This is a genomic window from Sessilibacter sp. MAH1, assembly GCF_054658315.1.
Genome location: NZ_BAAGIC010000012.1, coordinates 85,252 through 104,244, shown reverse-complemented (window position 1 = coordinate 104,244; position 18,993 = coordinate 85,252). Strand labels below are relative to the sequence as shown.

Annotated in this window: 12 protein-coding genes; 6 read left to right on the top strand and 6 right to left on the bottom strand. The window is 41.7% G+C overall.

What is annotated here, in order from left to right:
* Positions 1 to 26: 26 nt before the first annotated feature.
* The 6 genes from ACYQ28_RS12945 to ACYQ28_RS12920 all read right to left on the bottom strand — a co-directional run bounded on the left by ACYQ28_RS12945 (position 27) and on the right by ACYQ28_RS12920 (position 9,352).
* Positions 27 to 3,230, bottom strand: coding sequence for a CHAT domain-containing protein (locus ACYQ28_RS12945; protein WP_460050396.1), 3,204 nt, complete (start codon positions 3,228 to 3,230; stop codon positions 27 to 29).
* A 392-nt stretch (positions 3,231 to 3,622) separates the two neighbouring features.
* On the bottom strand, positions 3,623 to 4,351 hold the full coding sequence (locus tag ACYQ28_RS12940) for a hypothetical protein (RefSeq protein WP_460050394.1): 729 nt from the start codon (positions 4,349 to 4,351) through the stop codon (positions 3,623 to 3,625).
* A gap of 94 nt (positions 4,352 to 4,445) precedes the next feature.
* On the bottom strand, positions 4,446 to 5,015 hold the full coding sequence (locus tag ACYQ28_RS12935) for an RNA polymerase sigma factor (RefSeq protein ID WP_460100353.1): 570 nt from the start codon (positions 5,013 to 5,015) through the stop codon (positions 4,446 to 4,448).
* A 627-nt stretch (positions 5,016 to 5,642) separates the two neighbouring features.
* Positions 5,643 to 6,890: an amidohydrolase family protein gene (locus ACYQ28_RS12930; RefSeq protein ID WP_460050392.1), complete on the bottom strand. Its 1,248-nt coding sequence runs from the start codon at positions 6,888 to 6,890 to the stop codon at positions 5,643 to 5,645.
* Positions 6,891 to 6,894: 4 nt separating this feature from the next.
* Complete coding sequence (locus ACYQ28_RS12925; RefSeq protein ID WP_460050390.1) at positions 6,895 to 8,295, bottom strand: amidohydrolase; 1,401 nt, start codon at positions 8,293 to 8,295, stop codon at positions 6,895 to 6,897.
* Between the two features lie 574 nt (positions 8,296 to 8,869).
* Entirely contained in the window at positions 8,870 to 9,352 is a 483-nt protein-coding gene (locus ACYQ28_RS12920) for an Lrp/AsnC family transcriptional regulator (RefSeq protein WP_460050388.1), read from the bottom strand.
* A gap of 454 nt (positions 9,353 to 9,806) precedes the next feature.
* On the opposite strand from ACYQ28_RS12920, the gene ACYQ28_RS12915 reads away from it, so the two are divergent.
* The 6 genes from ACYQ28_RS12915 to nhaC all read left to right on the top strand — a co-directional run bounded on the left by ACYQ28_RS12915 (position 9,807) and on the right by nhaC (position 18,463).
* Complete coding sequence (locus ACYQ28_RS12915) at positions 9,807 to 11,138, top strand: acetylornithine transaminase (protein WP_460050386.1); 1,332 nt, start codon at positions 9,807 to 9,809, stop codon at positions 11,136 to 11,138.
* Positions 11,135 to 12,415 carry a hydrolase gene (locus tag ACYQ28_RS12910; RefSeq protein WP_460050384.1) on the top strand — a complete coding sequence of 427 codons (1,281 nt, stop codon included), beginning with the start codon at positions 11,135 to 11,137 and terminating at the stop codon, positions 12,413 to 12,415. Before ACYQ28_RS12915 ends, ACYQ28_RS12910 begins: the two co-directional genes overlap by 4 nt.
* Positions 12,416 to 12,746: 331 nt before the next feature.
* Entirely contained in the window at positions 12,747 to 13,769 is a 1,023-nt protein-coding gene (locus ACYQ28_RS12905; protein WP_460050382.1) for an arginine N-succinyltransferase, read from the top strand.
* Positions 13,770 to 13,799: 30 nt separating this feature from the next.
* Positions 13,800 to 15,332, top strand: coding sequence for a succinylglutamate-semialdehyde dehydrogenase (astD, locus tag ACYQ28_RS12900; protein WP_460050380.1), 1,533 nt, complete (start codon positions 13,800 to 13,802; stop codon positions 15,330 to 15,332).
* On the top strand, positions 15,329 to 16,702 hold the full coding sequence (astB, locus tag ACYQ28_RS12895; protein ID WP_460050378.1) for an N-succinylarginine dihydrolase: 1,374 nt from the start codon (positions 15,329 to 15,331) through the stop codon (positions 16,700 to 16,702). Before astD ends, astB begins: the two co-directional genes overlap by 4 nt.
* Positions 16,703 to 17,008: 306 nt before the next feature.
* Positions 17,009 to 18,463, top strand: a complete 1,455-nt coding sequence (nhaC, locus tag ACYQ28_RS12890; protein WP_460050376.1) for a Na+/H+ antiporter NhaC — start codon at positions 17,009 to 17,011, stop codon at positions 18,461 to 18,463.
* Positions 18,464 to 18,993 lie beyond the last annotated feature (530 nt).

Genomic DNA, 18,993 nt, shown 5'->3' with positions numbered 1-18,993 from the left:
TAGGTTGCAATTTAGGTGTCTGGTTTTCAGTTCCAGGAACTACCTTCTCCATAAAGATTGAAACTGGACCAATAATAAGGATGACTCCATTTACTATCTTGCCGCATTGCAGTTTGAGCTTGAGATAAAGCCTTAGATGGCGAGTAATTATTCGTGATTAAATTTTTATAGAATTGTTTCATTAAATGTGCAGAGGCAGCATCATCGATTGGCCATAATGATGCAATTACACGTTTTGATCCAGCTTCAATAAAAGCTCTGGATAAACCTATAGGGCCTTCACCTTCAATTTGCTTGCCAACAGCAGTATCGCAGGCGCTAAGCACTACTAGTTCGCTAGAGAGGTTCCAAGATTTGATATCTTCAATTGTTAGTGAGGTGTTGATACCATTGGGTTGATTGATATTTGATAGAGCAATAGACGACTGTCCAGGATAATCCCAGCTAGCTAGTGCATGGGTGGCAAAGTGCATTATTTTAAAATCTTTATCTATTATTTTTGATAAGTTTTCTTTTGTTGCCATCTTGTTGCTCAATTGACTCATTGGGCCAATGTTTTTCCATAAATTAGTTATAGTTTCGGCTTCTTCCACAGTCGATGGTAAAATTGCAAAGTTATGTTCTTTTTCAGGCTGAATTATGGTTGGGTTTGAGACAAGTAGAAGAGAATTATTATTAATCTGGCTGTCATTATTCTTCTTAAATATGTCGTATGTTCGTAGAGACGGTGTATAAGACAAATTATGGTTTGATGACAAATAAGTTAGCTTTTTATCTTCAAGATTAATATCTAATGCAGAGAAGGGTATTCTATGCAATGGACCATCAGGTGAAATTATTATTGAATCATAGTTTTTTATCTGTTCTGTGTAAGGGCCAACTAATATTTCGCTAATTGCTTCTGTTACATAGAATAATTTTTCCCATACTTTACTACTTAGTCCTCCGGCAGGAGGTCTGTTTATGGCGGATGAGTAATTGTTAACTGCCAACGCTAGTTCTGATGCATTAGGTAGTTTGGAGGAATAAATTTCATCGCTGGTTATTAGCCATGAATAAGACTCTTCATTTCCCGAAAAATAATAAAGTATAGCCGTATTTTTTTCTATTTTATCTATGTTTATACGCTCATTTTTATGGTTGTCTTCACTATTTATTTTATCTTGACTAAGTTGTAATACTAATTCTGTAAGAGAGACTGCCTCTTTATTTTCAGGCCTTTCAACTCTTTCAGATTTGAGTGTTTCGGTTTGATTTTTTGAGGTGATTGATTCATATAGGGTTCTGGATCTGAAGTTTTCCGCACTTATAATGGCTTGTATTAAATTCTCTTTAGAAGACGTATCACGCATATACGTGGAAATTTCTAGTTCGTATATAGCCTTTTGTAAAGCAAAGTACTGTTGTCTTAGCCGATCATCGTCTAGTGTGCTTCTTATTTTTTCGATATTTTCTTTTGCTAAGCTTAGATGTAATTCTATTTTATTAATTTCAGGTTTGTCGATTTTACTATAAGCCAACGCAGATAGGTAATTGCTTTTAGTATGATATAAAATGTCATTGTGCTTTTTTTGAAGTTGTATTGCCAAATTTAAAGTTTTTAATGCTTCTTTAAAGGAACCAATTTTAATCAGAGCCTGTGCTTTACTTGTCAGTGTTCTGCCTTCAAGAAATAGGTCGTTTGATTTACTGGCGATAGATAATAATTCATTATAAATGTCAATTGCTTCTAAGTTATCATTGTGAAGTAAATTGGCATTAGCCAGTGCCAAGTTTGTTTTTATTTTGAACTCTATGTCTTTAGGTTCTGAAAAAATTTCATAACTCTTGTTGATATATTCTAAAGCTAATTCTTGGTTTCCTATTTCTGAATATAAACGACCTAAATTAATTGATAAAACTCCTAATTCTTCTTGATTATTTTGCTCTTCATATATTCTCCAAGAAGTTTCATATTCAGCAATGCTTTTTTCGTATTGTTGTAATTCTAAAAAAATTCTACCCTTGGCTGCCTTTATATGGGCGAGCCATACATTATTATTTTGATCAGTGGCTATTATTTCTGAGTGCTCTATTAATTTTACTGCGTCGTAGTATCGTCCTTTAATTGCACTTACTACTGATAAGTAATAATAGGAACGCATCAGGTGAGATCTGGAAGCATTCTTTGAGCTTGTGGCTATAAATTCAGGTTGATTAATAACAGCTATTGCTTTTTCGTGATAGCTGATAGCTTTCGTTAGGTTGTGTTTTTGTCTTTCTAACGCGCCTAAATTATTGTATGAAAGAATTAAATTTCCATAATCGTTATTTTCTTTTGAAAGCCTAATGGCTTTCTCTACAATTGGAAGCATTTCCTCATATTTCTTGTTTTCAAGCAAAGCCTGCGATAGAACTGTATAAACATATGCTAGATGATGATTAAATAATATTTTTTCATCTAAGGTCTCTCCTTTTTCTTCTAGGATGGTTGCTGCTGCTTTCAGATTATAAATTGCTTGATTTACGTTTCTGTTTAATAAGAAAATTCTTCCTATTGTGAGCAGCTTATAAGATTCATTGTAGAGGTAGTCTGGATGGTTTTTAGGTAGGCTGTTGTTCTCTAATATTTCAATATCTTCATTGGTAAAGCCGTATACTGTTGCCTTACGGTGGGTGCGTATATTTGTTAGTCCTATTACTCGGATATTTTCCCCAATTTTTTTTCTTAAAAGTATTTCTTGCGAGAGCAGGTCTAGTTTTTTATTAATATTTTCTGTCTCGGATCCGCTTTGTAGTATTTGTTCGGCTTGGAATCGATCAAGGTTGCTGCCTTTGTTATAAACCTTCAAGGATGTTTTAATTAATGATTCACTAGTGTTTTTCTCGATTCCCCCGAATGTGATTTTGCATGTTTTACATAAATTACTGGTTATTAAGTAGTTTTTTTTAGTGTAATTCCCATAAATAGGGTAAGGCTGCATTTCTTTTAAATTTGTAGTGCCATTTAAAATCTCATAAGTATTCACTCCATATCCGGCGATTTCGAATACGGTAAATTCGTCTTCATTTTGGGTAAATTCGATGGTTTTTTCATAGGGGCCATTAACCACGTCGGAGATGGTTTTTTCGAATATAGGTGGGGCGTCTGTTGGTACATCCGGTTGAATTTGTCCGAATGTGTTCACGGAAAACATAAGCATTAAGAATGCTGTAATAGTGGTAATTTTTTTAGTAATACTTTGGTTCATACTGCAGCGCTGTCGTTATTTGTTCGTATCAGTTTCGCTATCTATGTTCTTTGTGCTGGATAACGTTCTAGAAATTTTCTTTGTGATTGTCTTACCGAATCTTATCAATAACTAATTTATTTCCCAACACCGTTGATAGAAATTTAATCATTTTTATTGAGTGCTTTTGGTCTGTATCGGAGGATATATGCGGTGAGGTTTGCTAGGGGAGTGATTTACAGATCGTTAGATGATGTAGCGGTTGTTACTATAAAAGCGCTTTATGTCTTTTGAGACTAGTTTTTTTAAATTTTTATTGCGTTGTACTCTTTAATGCTCGGGCATTTTTTGTTTTATAGAGTACACCCTAAGGCCTTGCATTTAGTTAAAGCGCTTTCTTGGTGAAAAGAATATTACAGTTTTTTAATACGCATCATTCCAGATTTGTCTTCGCCATTATCTGATTGAAGTTCGTATCGATAATCACCTTCGTCAATAAAGTTGGTTGCTAGGTTTACGTAAACATTCCATTGGTAATCTGGATACAAACTGTCTTGTTGCCAAATTAGTTTGTTGTTTTGGTTGTAGACCTTGAGGGTATAGGGCTCAGGAATACCAGCGATAGGTGATGTGGCAATACCTAGGGTAAAACTGGTTTGTTCCAACGCAAGTTCTATAGTTTCTATGTTGGCATCAGGAACGGCTGCCGCAGAACGTACGCGTTGTTGGCCTAATACATAAACGGAGGTCGTTTGTATTGGGTTGGCTCCGTGTTCACCTTGCTGGTACAGCATCACAGGTACGATAAGTACCGCAGCTGCCACAGCACCGAAGGCTGCCTGTGGAACCGAAAAGCCGCCAAAAAATCTGCTGATTTTATCCATAAAGGATTCAGAAGATTTGATGTTGATTTTTTGAAGGTTTGCGTTGTTTGCATAGGATACATTGGTATCAAATGCTTCACCGGCATTCAGTTTTAAGCCGTGAATAAGTTGCTCGACCATTTCGACTTCGGCTAGAAGTTGCGGATTGTCGAGGTATTCTATTTCGAATTCGAGTGCCTGCTGTTCATTCATGCGGCCAAGTAGGTATTGGTCTACTCTTTCGTCGAACTCGGCAATAGTGCCGTTTGTTGGTGTCACTGATTCTCTCCGTGTATTTAGCCTTTTAGTGGCTTCTCGCTAAAATAGTGTGGATTGAACATTCATAGTCCCACTTAAAATATGCGTGATTTTATTATTCTAAGTCTTTTTCAATGTACGCTCGCATACGTGTTTTAGCGCGGTAGATAACACGGTTGAAGTGCTGACTTGTCAACTGTAATTCTTGACAGATCAATTCTTTATCTTCTTCTTCAACGTAATATCGAGTGAGGATCTCTCGATCGCGTGGGGTTTCTAGGGAACCAATAATCTCTCTCACATATTGTCGAAGCCGAGCCGATTCAAACGCTTCTTCGGGAGAAGAGTTTGGGGCAACCAGATCGAGTTCTTCTGGGTCTTCGGTGCTGTCGCCATGTTTTCGGAAATACATTACGGTTTGGTTTCGTGCAATTTGGTGGATGAATGCAGCCAGTCGGTCGGGTTGTCTCAACTCGCCATTGCGGACTTTTTCGATAACGATTCGCCAGGTTTCCTGGCTAACATCGGCCGCAATATCTGGAGCGCATTTGCGCTGCAGCATCAGATTTAATCCTCTTGCAAAACGTGTAATCATTTCGTGTTCTGCAAGCAAATTACCTGAGCGTATCTCGTGAACCAACTCTTCGCTGGACAAGTCTTTATATTTTCTGTACCCGCGACCCATACGTTAAAATTTACCCCAGGTGTCTTATCCAGTTGGTTCTAGTGCTGCCTTTGCAGGCTTACCTATCAATCAGTCAGCAAGTTCGCTGTAGATCGGGTTTTGCAGAAATCAATAAAGGTACTCTGACGTTTATATTGATTCAGGCCGCAACCAATCGGCTGTACCTTCCTGCTGTGATCATATCGCCATATTATTCTTAAGTATCTATTTGCTCCTGCATTCATATTGGCGACTTGCAATTTTAGCATCAACCCATTCGATAAATTTGAATTTTACGGCAATTTTAAACAGTCGAATCGAAATTGCCCAATACTTAATGATCATTACTCTCGGCTAAGAATCTTTTTTTATAATTTTGTAATATATACCTTTGTCGACCTCTACATCAATTGAATCAATTTGCAGGATTTGATTTAGCAATTTAATGCTGGGTGCGAGTGTTTTGCAGGGTTTTTGTCCTAAAAAATGTGCAGATGTGTTCGTATTATTTTGATTTTTGCGGCCGGAAGAGATGAGGGTACTTGTTTGGTTCGCGTATTTTTGGTGTTCTGGGTGAAGATGATGATTAATTCTTGATGGTGAGGCGCAGTGAGCCCGGTGTCCGAGCTCACAACTTCTACGACAAAGTTATTTTCGATATCCGGGCGGTAAATCACTTTGCTGAGTGTTTAAGTAACGATCACGAAGCTTATCTTGGCGAGTAATTGTGCTTTGCTGTTCTCCAGCAATCCAAATGGATTCGACTCGACTGCTAAACTCCAGCGGATCGCCGCTCCAAACGACTAGGTCGGCGTCCTTCCCAACTTCCAAAGAGCCTTTGCTTTCGAGTGCGAAAAAATCCGCCAAATTACTGGTAATCGCGCGAATTGCAGTTTGATAGTCTAGGCCGTGTGCAACGGCGTTACCGGCTTCAAATCGTAGCTGGTGTAGATTGTGCGATGAGTCACCCGCGACGGTTATAGCGATTTTGACCCCTTTGCTGGCGAGCACAGAGGCATTGTCTAGGGCTGCATAGAGCTCGTCAAAGCTCTCTGGAAGATCATGAGTCGCAGAGATGATCACCGGTACATCTGCCTCAACCAGTTTATCGGTCACTGCGACCGCACCACTGGCTCCGGCGATGATGAGTTTAAGGTTGTATTTCGCTTTGAGTGCGAGCATTTGCAAAATGTCGGCAGGTCTTTCGGTGGCCACAATTAGCGGTAATTTACCTTCTAACATGGCGGTAAGTTTCTTTTCAGACTCGCTAGGTGATTTGGCTTTATCGCCTTCTTTGTCGTCTTTTTTAGTCAGCTTTTCTTGCTGCTTCGATAAAGCGTCGTCCAGCTCTTGAATCTTCGAGGCGCGAGAGCCTTTTTCTTCACCGTGTAAGTAGGTAATTACGGCAACTTCCGTCGCGGTAAAATCCAGCGACGACGAAGTGCTTACCAAAGTGGCAGCACCGGCGAAGTCATTAGATTCTGCCGAAGACACGATAATGTCTGAGGTAACGCCGCCTTTTCTGGCCAAAGGTAATAATGTGGATTCTGGATTAAATGCCAGCGCAGGATTGAAGGTAATGCTGCCTTTTTCGGTGCCAGAATCGCGTGTGTCAGCAACGGCGCCAACCTCAACCAAGCCCAAAGCATTGATGGAGCCAATTAGGCCCGGCGTGACAATTTTACCGGTGCCGTCAATGACCGTATCGGCATTTAAGGTATCGGGATTGATCGCGCTGATCTTACCGTCTTCAAAGACAATCGTTGCGCCTTCGAGTACTGCTGGCGTTGCACCTGTGTATAAGTTTGCATTCGTGATGGCGACGGATTCGGCGAAGGCGAGGCCGCTCATGCTTGATATGAACAAGGCAGCAGCAAGTTTTTTCTTAGATAACATATAATTACTCCCCGCCTTTTTCTGAAGTTGTGATTGTCGCTTGGCCAAGTTTGAAATCGCTAACGGCTTGATAGGTTGAATCTGCTCGGTCGTAAACCTTGGCGCCATCGATAAATACTTGCTCGGCAAGTGCGTAAACGCTAAATGGGCTGTGATTCCAAATAACTACGTCGGCATTTAATCCCGTTTTTAGCGAACCGGTTTTGTTCTCTAAACCTAATGCTTTAGCGGCGTTGTAGGTAATCCAGCGAATGGCGTCTTCGTCTTTAATGTCAAAGCTATTTTCGTTAGCGCGATACATAACTTTGGCGGCTTCTTGGTTCAAGCGCTGAATGGTGTTTTCTGAGTCAGAATGAACGATAGAACATGAGTTCTTCGGCGCATCAACTACGGCGATATTTTCTAAAATCATGTCGTAAGCTTCCATTTTGAAGCCCCACCAATCTGGCCACATGGCAGCACAATTACCGTTTTCTGCTAAAAGGTCAGCGATTTTGTAGGCTTCAACGGCGTGGTGGAAGGTGCCTGCGTCGTAACCAAATTCTTTTGCCATGTCGATCATCATGGCCATTTCTTCGGCTTTATAGCAGTGGTTATGAATTCGGATCTCACCGTTTAATACGCCAACCAAGGTGTCTAGCTCTAGATCGCGTTCGGGGCGTTCGGAGATTAGGCCGTTTTCAAAATCTTCCCAATTGGCTTTGTACTCAACTGCTTTTGCCCAAGCCGCTCGAAATCCTGCCATGTTGCCCATTCTTGAGCCCGGTGCTTGTTGACGACTGCCGTACACACGTTTGGGGTTTTCACCGCAGGCCATTTTTAAACTGTAAGGTGCCTCGGGGAATTTCATTTGCTGAACAGTAAATGCAGGAACGTTTTTAAGAACCACACCGCGCCCACCAAAGAGGTTTGCTGATCCGGGAAGAATTTGTAGAGAGGTGATGCCACCGGCGCGAGCGGTGTTGAATCCGGGATCTTGCGGCCACACGGAGTGTTCTACCCAAACTTCGGCGGTATTAGGACTGGTAATTTCATTACCGTCTTGATGAGATTCAACCGCCGGAGTTGGATAGGCGCCAAGATGTGAGTGCACATCAATAATCCCTGGCGTAACCCACTTACCTTTGGCGTCGATGACAGTTGCGCCTTCTGTTGGAAGATCTTTTCCAACTTGCGAAATTTTTCCGTCAACAACTAATACGTCGGATTCTTCTAAGCGCTCACCCGTACCGGTTAATACTGTGGCATTTTGAATCAATAAACTGCTGCTTCTAGGAAGATGTTGGTAGGTGCTGGGGAAGGGGTTTTTATTAACACTGATTTTACTTGGATGGCTGCTTTCGCTGCCGCATCCAGCTAGGGCGACACATAAGCCAAGCCCTGAAAGAAAATAAGACAGTCGCATATGTCTGCTCTCTGGTCGGTTCGATGTTACGGGGTTGGTTCAGAAACGGTTATGGAGACAAATTCCACAACAGTGTTTATGCAGTTCAGTGGAATGTTTAATAATAAACAGACTGGAATAACCATAACCCGTGTTGATTGGAGTTAACGTGAATCTAGGTCAACCAAGGATTCTCACGCATTTAATCTATAGGAATCTCTGATTAACTCATCCGTGATTGAATCAGAGGGCAGAAATTGACAAGGTTATTTCCAATTTCTTCACGATTTCAATCACTTACTGTTCTTGAAATTGACGACGCACTCATGTGTCGCGGCAAACTCTAGGTTAATCAGAGTTTTCTATGTAAAAGCCGTAAAAAAGCATTTGCGTGTTATCTCCGCCATTTATTGTGTGTTAAGTGTTGTAAACAGTTGGCGAAAGTTTCGCTCGATATGATTTTACCCATGAAAATTTGATGGCCAACGACAGGTTAATAATAAAGTTTCCTGTCAGTTTGATAAGGGCGACAGTCAGACACACTCAGTTAGATCGATTACGGGCTGCTGTCATTTTATGGCCGAATTTGTATTGGTTATTTGTCGTCGATTTGCAATCCTAAAATATCCACACCTGAGAAGGGTTTATTTTCGTTCATAACCACATGAGTATTGATGGTGAGTGAGTAATTCACCGAACTGACCAGTTTTTCGTTGATTTCCAAATAACGCGTCATATCTGGGCAGACGATGCGCAGAAAAAAATCGAAGGCGCCGCTAACGGTGAAGCATTCAACAATCTCTGGAATGGATTCCACGAGAGCCTCAAAATTTCGAAAATCATCGGCGGAATGGTTTTTCATGGCGACAGTGGCAATACACATAATGTGCCTTGCTAATTTATTTAAATTAAGTCGGGCTTGATAATCTAAAATTAAACCTTCGGCTTCTAATCGTCTAACGCGCTGTAAACAAGAACTCGGCGATAGTGCGACCTGACTGGCGAGTTCTTGATTCGTGACGCGAGCATTTTTTTGCAATATGGATAGAATATTCAGATCGATACGATCAAGCTTCATGGTGTGTTTTACTCATAGCAGTAGTCCTTATAAAGGTCAGCATACAACAGGAATTATGATTAACTCATTCATCATTTAATCAACGTTATCTAGGTGTGATCAAAAGCTATACACCGGTTGTATAGTTTCACGCGTTTTATTGTTTATTTTGACTCTATCTTCGTTCACCGTCCCCGATGTTTTGGTCTCTCAAAAACCGTAACGCCGGCGCTGATAATCGCTCGGTTAATATGAGAACGATTATTTGAAGAAAATCTAAGTAATGGGTTTATTATTTCCTTGGGTTTCTAATTTTGGCAATTAAAAAGAGTTTAAAAAGTAAAACTTAAACAATTCCAAATATTCTTTTGTTTAACACGTTTTTTAATTTCAAACCTGCAATTCTTTGCCAAAAATAAACAGCTAATTCGGCGAACCTTATGATAATTTTTACGCACACATACGAGGTGCAACCATGTTTTCTTCAGCGATAACACAAGCTCATCAACAAGCGTCTGAATATCAGAACTCTCTCAATACCGTCAACGGACACGAAATTTCTAACCTCGACCAGGTTGATCCTCGCGAGGCAATTTGGCCAACCTATTCCCCGCCAAAAGATATTGTTTTTGAGTATGGTGAAGGTTGTGAATTGGTTACCGAGTCGGGTGAGCGTTATTTAGATTTTATCTCCGGGATTGCCGTAACCAGCTTGGGCCATGCACATCCCGAACTGGTTGAAACCTTGAAAACTCAGGCCGAAAAACTGTGGCATTTGTCGAATTTATTTCGTGTACCCAAAGCCGAAACCTTGGCAAAAAAATTGTGCGACTTGAGCTTTGCCGATGCAGTATTTTTTACCAATTCCGGTGCAGAATCAGTAGAAGCGGGTATCAAGGCAATTCGTGGTTATTTTGCTAAAAATCGTCAACCGCATAAGTATCGCATCATTGGTTTTGAAGGCAGTTTCCACGGTCGAACCCTAGGAACACTGGCTGTCGCTGGTAATTCTGCGCACTGTAACGGTTTTATTCCCTTCGACTACGGATTCGACCACGCTCAATGGGGCGATATCGATTCTGTAAGTGCCTTAATTAATGAGCATACCGCTGGTATTTTGGTAGAACCTATTCAAGGCGAAGGCGGTATTTGCCCGGCAACCGAAGAGTTTTTGCGAGACCTAAGAGCGCTGTGTGACCAGCGAGGTCTATTATTAATGTACGACGAAATTCAGTGTGGCGTTGCTCGCACCGGCAAAGTATTTGCGTATCAACACAGCGACATAGCGCCCGATGTTATGTCATTGGCAAAAGGGTTGGGTGGTGGTTTTCCGGTCGGTGCGTGTTTGGCAAAAGGTCATGTCGCACAATGCATGACGATTGGTACACACGGTACAACCTACGGTGGTAATCCCTTAGCCATGGCCGTTGCCAGTAAGGTGATAGAACTGACCACAACGCCAGAGTTTCTGGCTGAAGTTACGCGCAAAGGCGAGAAGTTAACCTGTTTATTAGAAAGTTTGTGCCAGCGTTATCCCAATGTTGTAAGCAGAGTTGATGGCCGCGGACTTATGTTAGGCGTGGAGTGTGTCGTTCCCAATACCGAGGTTTTGAGCTTATTGCGTGAGCATCGTTTGTTAGTCGGTAAAGCTGGAAAAAATATGATTCGGTTATTACCTGCCTTAATCGTTACCGATAAACACATCGAAAAGGCGGTTGCGATTATGGAAGAATGTTTTCAAAAATTATCCGACGATGAACACAAGCGTGTTGCAGTGGTGAATTCCGTTAGCGAGAGTTCAAAATGACCGATTTGTTATCGGAACCGAATCTTAATTCAGCCTTAAATGCCGAGTATTTAGCGGCGAGAAAGCAAGCGTTTACCTGTATTGATGAACTCGTAGATACAACCGTACAAACCTTGTTGCGCTGGTCGAGCATTAATTCGGGTACTCGTAATCTTGATGGCCTTAACGCTATGGCGAGAGAGTTGGAGCAGCAATTTACGCCGATATCTGATCAATTTAATGCCTTACCGTTACCCGATGTTGAAGCGCTTACTGATGGCGGCGAGGTAATACAAAATCGCCACGGCAAAATGCTGTCGTTCAAAAAGAGGGCTGATGCTCCTTTACAGGTGTTATTACTCGGCCACATGGACACGGTCTTTGAACAAACACACGCATTTCAGCAACCCGTTTGGCTCGACAATAATACGCTGAACGGGCCGGGTGTCGCCGATATGAAAGGCGGTTTATTGGTTATTTATTTAGCGTTAAAAGCATTTGAACTGCATCCGTTATCGCCAAAGTTAGGTTGGCATGTTGCTATAAATCCCGATGAAGAAACCGGCTCTTTAGCATCAAGATTTCTCATTGCGGAATTCGCTCAAAAAGCGCATTTAGGATTGGTGTACGAACCAGCTTTGGCCGATGGTACTCTGGCCGGCGATCGCAAAGGCAGTGGTAATTTTAGTTTGAGAGTGCGCGGAAAATCGGCGCACGCAGGACGTGAATTCCATCTCGGTAAGAATGCGATTGCAGCCTTGTGCGAGATTTTTTATCGCTTCCAGCAATTAAATTCCGACTCAAATGACGGCATTACTTTAAATTTGGGGCGTGTTAGTGGTGGTGGTGCAGTTAATATTGTGCCGGATACAGCGGTTGGTCATTTTAATGTGCGTTGCGAAAATATAGATCAGCAAGGTTTTATTCAGTCGCAAATAAACAAAATTATTGACGATATTAATTCTCGACAAGGTTTTGATGTTCAACTGTTCGGTGGCTTTAATCGTGAACCTAAGGTCGCGAACACTAAAACGTTAAAGCTTCGTCAATGGTTATCTGAGATTGGCAGTGAGTTGGATATTCCAGTGCATTTCAAACCAACCGGCGGTTGTTGCGACGGTAATAACTTAAATGCGGCCGGACTGGCGAATATCGACACACTTGGCGTACGCGGCGGCAATATACACACAGATCAAGAATTTATTTTAATAGATAGTCTTGCCGAGAGGGCGAAATTAAGTTTTTTATTGCTCGAAAAGTTTGCTGTTAATTATGAAGAATATTTAAAGCTTTCTTAGGTTGGGGCATTGTTAATGTAATGAAGTTTTATTTAACAGTTGTGCTTATTTAAGGGCTTTATTGATTCGATAGGCTTGGCTTTGACGATCAATTTGAGCGTGGATGTTTTGTAGGCAAAATTAGATGCTTAAAGATTTGGATTTTCGCATCTGTTTTGGTAGAGGTTGGCAATAGGTACCGGCATTATTGATGTTTATGTAAGCATAGTTAGTTCGTCGAAGGCAAAAAAGCTTGAGTTCTTAAAGAAATATGATGAACAACGCGTTTAAGCTGTCTTCTATTATTCATAATTAGGCAATACCTTTAAACCTCAGTAGAGAAAGAATTTTTATGATTTTACGCTCAGCCACTCATGCAGATCTGCCCGCTCTTCTACAGCTGTCTGAATCCATTCCCGGTGGTATGACTTCAATGCCGTTTGATCAAAGCACATGGGAAAAAAAGCTAGCGCTGGTTGAAAGTAGTTTCTCTTCTCGTGAGACTAAAATGCATGAGGCAATTTATTTTTTTGTACTCGAAGATCCAGACATTCAAGAAATTGTTGGCACCTGTGGTATGCACGCAGGTGTTGGTTTAAACCGTCCTTTTTATAATTATAAATTATCGCGTCATGTGTCTAAATCGAAAGAGTTAGACATTACCGTAAACAGTAACACGCTGAACTTGTGCAATGATTTTACCGGCGAAACCGAACTGGTATCGTTGTTTTTAAAAGAATCGCACCGCAAAGCTAAGGTTGGACAATTTTTATCGCGATCGCGCTTCATGTTTTTACGAGAGTTTGAATCTTTATTTGGAAACGTGGTTTTTGCAGAAATCAGAGGCTGGCTAAATTCTGAAGGTGAGTCTCCGTTTTGGGACAGCCTTGGCCGACAATTCTTTGATATGCCGTATTTTAAGGCTGATTTCATTAGTGCGGTCAACGGCTCACAATTTATTTCCGATTTAATGCCGCGTTTTCCCGTGTATCTAGAATTATTGTCTCAAGAGGCGGTTTCGGTAATTGGCAAGCCTAATAAAGATTCTTTGGCAGCCATGCGTTTACTAGAAAAAGAAGGTTTTCAATATCAACGCGTCGTCGATATTTTTGATGCCGGGCCTGTTGTTCAGTCATACAAAGATCGAATTAAATCCGTTTTGCAAACGCAAGATTATAGAGTCGTAGATAGTTTTTCTGGTGCTGACGAAGCCTATAATTGCATTGTTAGCAACAAACAATTCGGTAGTTTTAAAGCGGTATTAGCACAAGTCGAACGATTGGATGAAAACTCCATTGTTCTCTCAGAAAAAGCATTACAAATGCTAGAGGTTGAATTGCAATCAGAGGTTTCTGTATTGCCATTGCGCGATTAAATTTAAACGCTCAGATGAGCAGGTGTAATTATGACAAATCCTGTTTTCGCACATATCAGCAGCGAGCAAGGAGTCACTTATTTAAACAATTCTTTTAAAACACAGTGCGTTATTAACAACGAATGGCGAGACGGGCAAGGTGACGTATTTACCGCACACAACCCGGTTTCTGGCGATGTTTATTGGCAGGGAAAGAGCGCAACGATTGATGATGTTGATCAAGCACTGCAACATGCGCGAACAGCATTTGAAGCCTGGTCTTTACTGGATGTGCAAGAGCGCATTCAATTTTGCCGTTTGTACGCAGAAAAATTAAAAGAAAATAGTGAGTATGTGGCGGAGGTAATTACTCTTGAGACGGGTAAACCTCTGTGGGAAAGCAAAACCGAAGTGGCGACCATGATTGGTAAGGTTGACCTGTCGATTAAGTCTTACCAAGAACGAACCGGTTCTAAACAATCGGAAAACGGTGTTGTAATTACTCGACTTGAACATCGGCCACACGGTGTTGTTGCGGTCTTTGGTCCCTTCAACTTTCCTGGACATCTTGCTAATGGACATATTGTTCCGGCATTAATTGCTGGAAATGCCGTTATTTTTAAGCCTTCCGAGCAAACTCCTGCAACTGCAGAAGTAATGGTTAGGCTTTGGCAAGAGTGTGGTTTGCCAAGCGGTGTATTGAGTTTATTGCACGGAGGTGTGAATACCGGTAAAGCGATTTCTGAACACGATGGTATTGACGGTTTATTTTTTACCGGCAGCTCTGCGGTAGGTCATCATTTAACACGATCGTTTGCTTTAAAACCGGAAAAAATCCTTGCTTTAGAAATGGGTGGTAATAATCCATTAATTATCGATCAAGTCAGTTCGGTAGATGCAGCCGTATTTAATATTATTCAATCGAGCTTTATGACTGCGGGGCAACGTTGTACCTGTTCTCGACGTTTAATTTTAACTCGACAAAATGCGTCAAAATCCATCAACGAGAAAATTCTTGAGCGTTTAATTAGTGTAAGTAAAAACTTGCGCATTGGCTCCGGCCAAGATTGTTTTATGGGGCCGGTTATTAATCGAGCCACTGCTCAACGTATGATTGATGTTCAAGAAGATTTAAAAAATAAAGGCGCAAATATTTTATTAGCTGCGACCTTACTCGATGAAACCAGCGCGTTAATTTCTCCATCCATACTGGATGTAACATCGGTAGAGAATCTCCCCGACGAAGAATATTTTGGTCCTATGTTGCAAGTTATTTGGGTAGAAAATTTAGAAGACGCTGTGCGTGTCGCTAATAAAACTCGATTTGGTTTGTCGGCGGGTATTTTTACCGATAATAAAGACGCGTGGAATTATTTTTACCCACGTATTCGGGCGGGCATTGTTAACTGGAATCGCCCTTTAACCGGTGCCAGTGGTGCCGCACCTTTTGGTGGAATTGGCGATAGTGGTAATCATCGTCCCAGTGCTTATTATGCAGCAGATTATTGCGCTTATCCTGTTGCTTCTATGTTGGACGAAACACTTGAATTACCGGAAAAACTATTACCGGGAGTAAGTTTATGACATCTCAAGTATTTGAAGTTAATTTCGATGGCCTTGTTGGCCCAACACATAATTATGCAGGATTATCTCGCGGTAATTTAGCCTCTAACAATAACGCAGGTTTAATAGCATCACCCAAGCAAGCTGCTTTGCAAGGGCTTGAAAAAATGAAGGCGTTGGCGGATTTAGGATTAATGCAAGCGGTACTGCCGCCCCATGAACGTCCTCATATTCCAACGTTAAAAAAGCTCGGTATTACCGGTGATACTGAATCGGATATTATTGCCAACACGTTAAATACAGCACCTTATTTATTATCAGCGGTTAGTTCTGCGTCGAATATGTGGGTTGCTAATGCGGCTACGGTTTCTCCGTTTCCCGATACGGTTGATGGTAAAACGCATTTTACGCCTGCGAATTTATCGAGCATGTTTCACCGATCTATCGAGCCTGAAACCACGGCGCGAATTTTAAAGGCGATTTTTCGCGGTGATGATTATGTGCATCATAATCCGTTACCGGCTGGTAGTTTTTTTTCCGATGAAGGTGCTGCTAACCACACGCGTTTTTGTCGTGAATACGCCGAAGTTGGTGTAGAGTTTTTTGTCTACGGCGCTCGCGCTTTTGATAAGTCGCAACCAAAACCTACGCAATTTCCGGCCCGTCAAACCAAAGAAGCCTGTGAAGCTATTGTTCGGCAACACAATCTCTGCCCGCATAAATATGTTATTGCGCAGCAAAACCCTGCGGCGATTGATGCCGGTGTCTTTCATAACGACGTTATTGCCGTTGGTAATCGCAATTTGTTGTTTTATCACGAGCAAGCCTTTTTAAATACCGACGATGTTCTTGCGCAGCTCAACAGTGCTTTGAAAAGAGATGCTTTGCCAGATGCATCCGGACTTCAGTTTATTGAAGTTCCCAGTGCGTTAATTTCTATTCATGATGCTGTGAACTCCTATTTGTTTAACACTCAGTTGATTACGCCCCCCGGTCGAAAAAATCACACCATTATCGCGCCCGCAGAATGTAAACACATGCGCAATGTTGCCGATTATTTGCACTGGTTGGTGGAGGATCATCCGGCCATAGACGAGGTGATCTTTCTGGATTTAAAACAAAGCATGCGCAACGGCGGTGGCCCTGCTTGTTTGCGGCTTCGAGTGGTCATGTCGTGTCAGCAAATAGAAAAATGTTCTGCCAATGTCTTTATGGATGATGGTTTGTACGAAACATTAACTGGCTGGGTAGAAAAGCATTATCGGGATGAGTTGGCTCCGGCTGATTTGGCCGATCCTGAATTGGTGTATGAATCTCGTCGCGCTTTGGATGAGTTAACCCAGTTGCTCAATTTGGGCTCCATCTACGACTTTCAGTTACTTCCCCGATAATATTTTCTTTTTGGGCCCGATGCACCTCGGGCCTTCTTTCCCTAATAACAAGCTCCTGATAACAAGCCACGTTTCACTATTTATATACTCGCGAGATTCCGATTTCTACGATCGTCCCAGATTGGGGGCGCTGCGGCATCGTTCGTTTAACTTGAGACGCGTCAACAAAAGTTGGCATACTCTAATTGGATTTTGTATGTTTCAAGATTTTTTGTCTGCGCATTCGGGTTTTTGAGGTTTAAATTGAAGCCAAGTAAACCTTGAATGCGTCAGTAGAAATCTAGCCAAAGTAATTTAGGTATCGTTATGAGTAAGAATCCCAGCGTGGGTATTTCCATCGTTCCCATTGTGATTTTGATTGCCCTGCTTGCAATCAATGTTTATATCTTTGGTGATGATGCTGTCAGTGGCTCAAATCAGATGATTTTGATTGCCTGTGCGGCGATGGCTGCATTATTAGCCATTTCCATTGGCATCACCTGGAAGCATCTAGAGAATGGGATTGTAAAAGGCATAAAGCTCGCGACCCCCGCGATACTTATCTTGCTTATGGTCGGCGCCTTATCAGGAACATGGTTGATCAGCGGTATTATTCCAACCATGATCTATTACGGGTTGCACATCCTAACACCAGACATCTTCTTGTTAGCGGCTTGCGTAATTTGCTCGATTGTTTCGGTGTTCACCGGTAGCTCTTGGACTACTTCAGCGACGATTGGGATTGCCCTGATGGGCATTGGCCAAGTGTTAGGACTTAATCCCGGTTTGATTGCCGGCGCTATTTTATCTGGCGCTTACTTCGGTGATAAATTGTCACCACTTTCTGATACTACTAACCTAGCGTCGGCTTCAGCTGGTAGCGAGCTTTTTACGCACATACGCTACCTTATGCTAACAACCGTTCCCTCTATATTAATCACACTGCTTTTATTTGGCATTTTGGGTTTTGGCAATGCCAACCAGCTAGACGATCAAGCTATCAACGAAATTATCACCTTATTAGACGCTAAATTTAATATTACACCTTGGCTAATGTTGGTGCCGGTGGCGGTATTGGTGATGATTATTAAAAAAATTCCTGCTTTGCCAGCTTTGTTAGTAGGTACCGTGTTAGGCGCTGTGTTTGCGTTTATCTTCCAAGAAGAGGCGATTCGCAATGCGGGTCTTGCTTACGGTGCTGAAGGTTATCTCCACTATATCGGAATTATGCAAGCGTTGTACGGGCAAGTGAGCATCGAAACGGGCAATGAAATTCTCGATGAATTACTGCGTTCTAAAGGTATGCACGGCATGTTAGGTACCGTATGGTTGATTATTGCGGCCATGACATTTGGTGGCGTAATGGAAAGTAGTGGCTTTCTTAAGTCCATTACCACCGCTTTGGTGAGTCGTGTGCGATCGGTCAGCGGATTGGTAACCGCAGTCACCGGAACCTGTGTTGTAACGAACTTATCGGCGTCTGATCAATATCTCGCGGTATTGCTTCCCGGTCGTATGTATGCCGACAGTTTCCGTGAGCGAGGCCTTGCCCCCGAAAACTTAAGCCGCACCCTAGAAGACTCCGGTACGGTAACGTCTGTGCTTATTCCCTGGAATACTTGCGGAGCTTATCACGCCGGTGTACTCAATGTCGCGACCGGTGATTATTTCATGTACGCATTTTTCTGCATCATCAGCCCACTGATGAGCATTATTTTCGCAGTCTTCAACATTAAAATTGCAAAAAGACCAGAAACTTCCGGTGAAACGCAATTGGCTTAGCGCTTCAATAAACTAAGAATGTACGAATTCTCTCAAATCATCGGATAATTAAACGGGCTACTAAAGCCCGTTTTTTTTGCGTGTTGCCCAGTAAACTGATCGACTATTAACACGTCAATCTTAAAGATTGAACAACGTTAATAATAAGGAAACTCTAATTAACCTAGAGTTTCTCGCTACACAAGGATGTGTCCCTCTGATTAAATCAAGGATGAGTTAATCAGAGGTTCCTAGAGTTTTTCTCGCAACGAGAAGATGTGTCGCCAGTTTCAACGGTTACATGTGAATAAAATTATTATGAAATTCAGACGCGTATTTTTAGATTCCGTGATTTTATCCAATCAAGCACCCATTATTCCGATCTCCGACACGTTAATTCTGTTGCTATAGAAATTAGCTGACCAATCTACCAATTAGTTGGTTGGTTAAAGGGCGATAAACCAAAATTTATTACAAAATTTTTAGTTGGATTAAAAATATTATTTACGCAGATAGCCTGTAAATATTGAGATCATTTTTTAATTTTGACG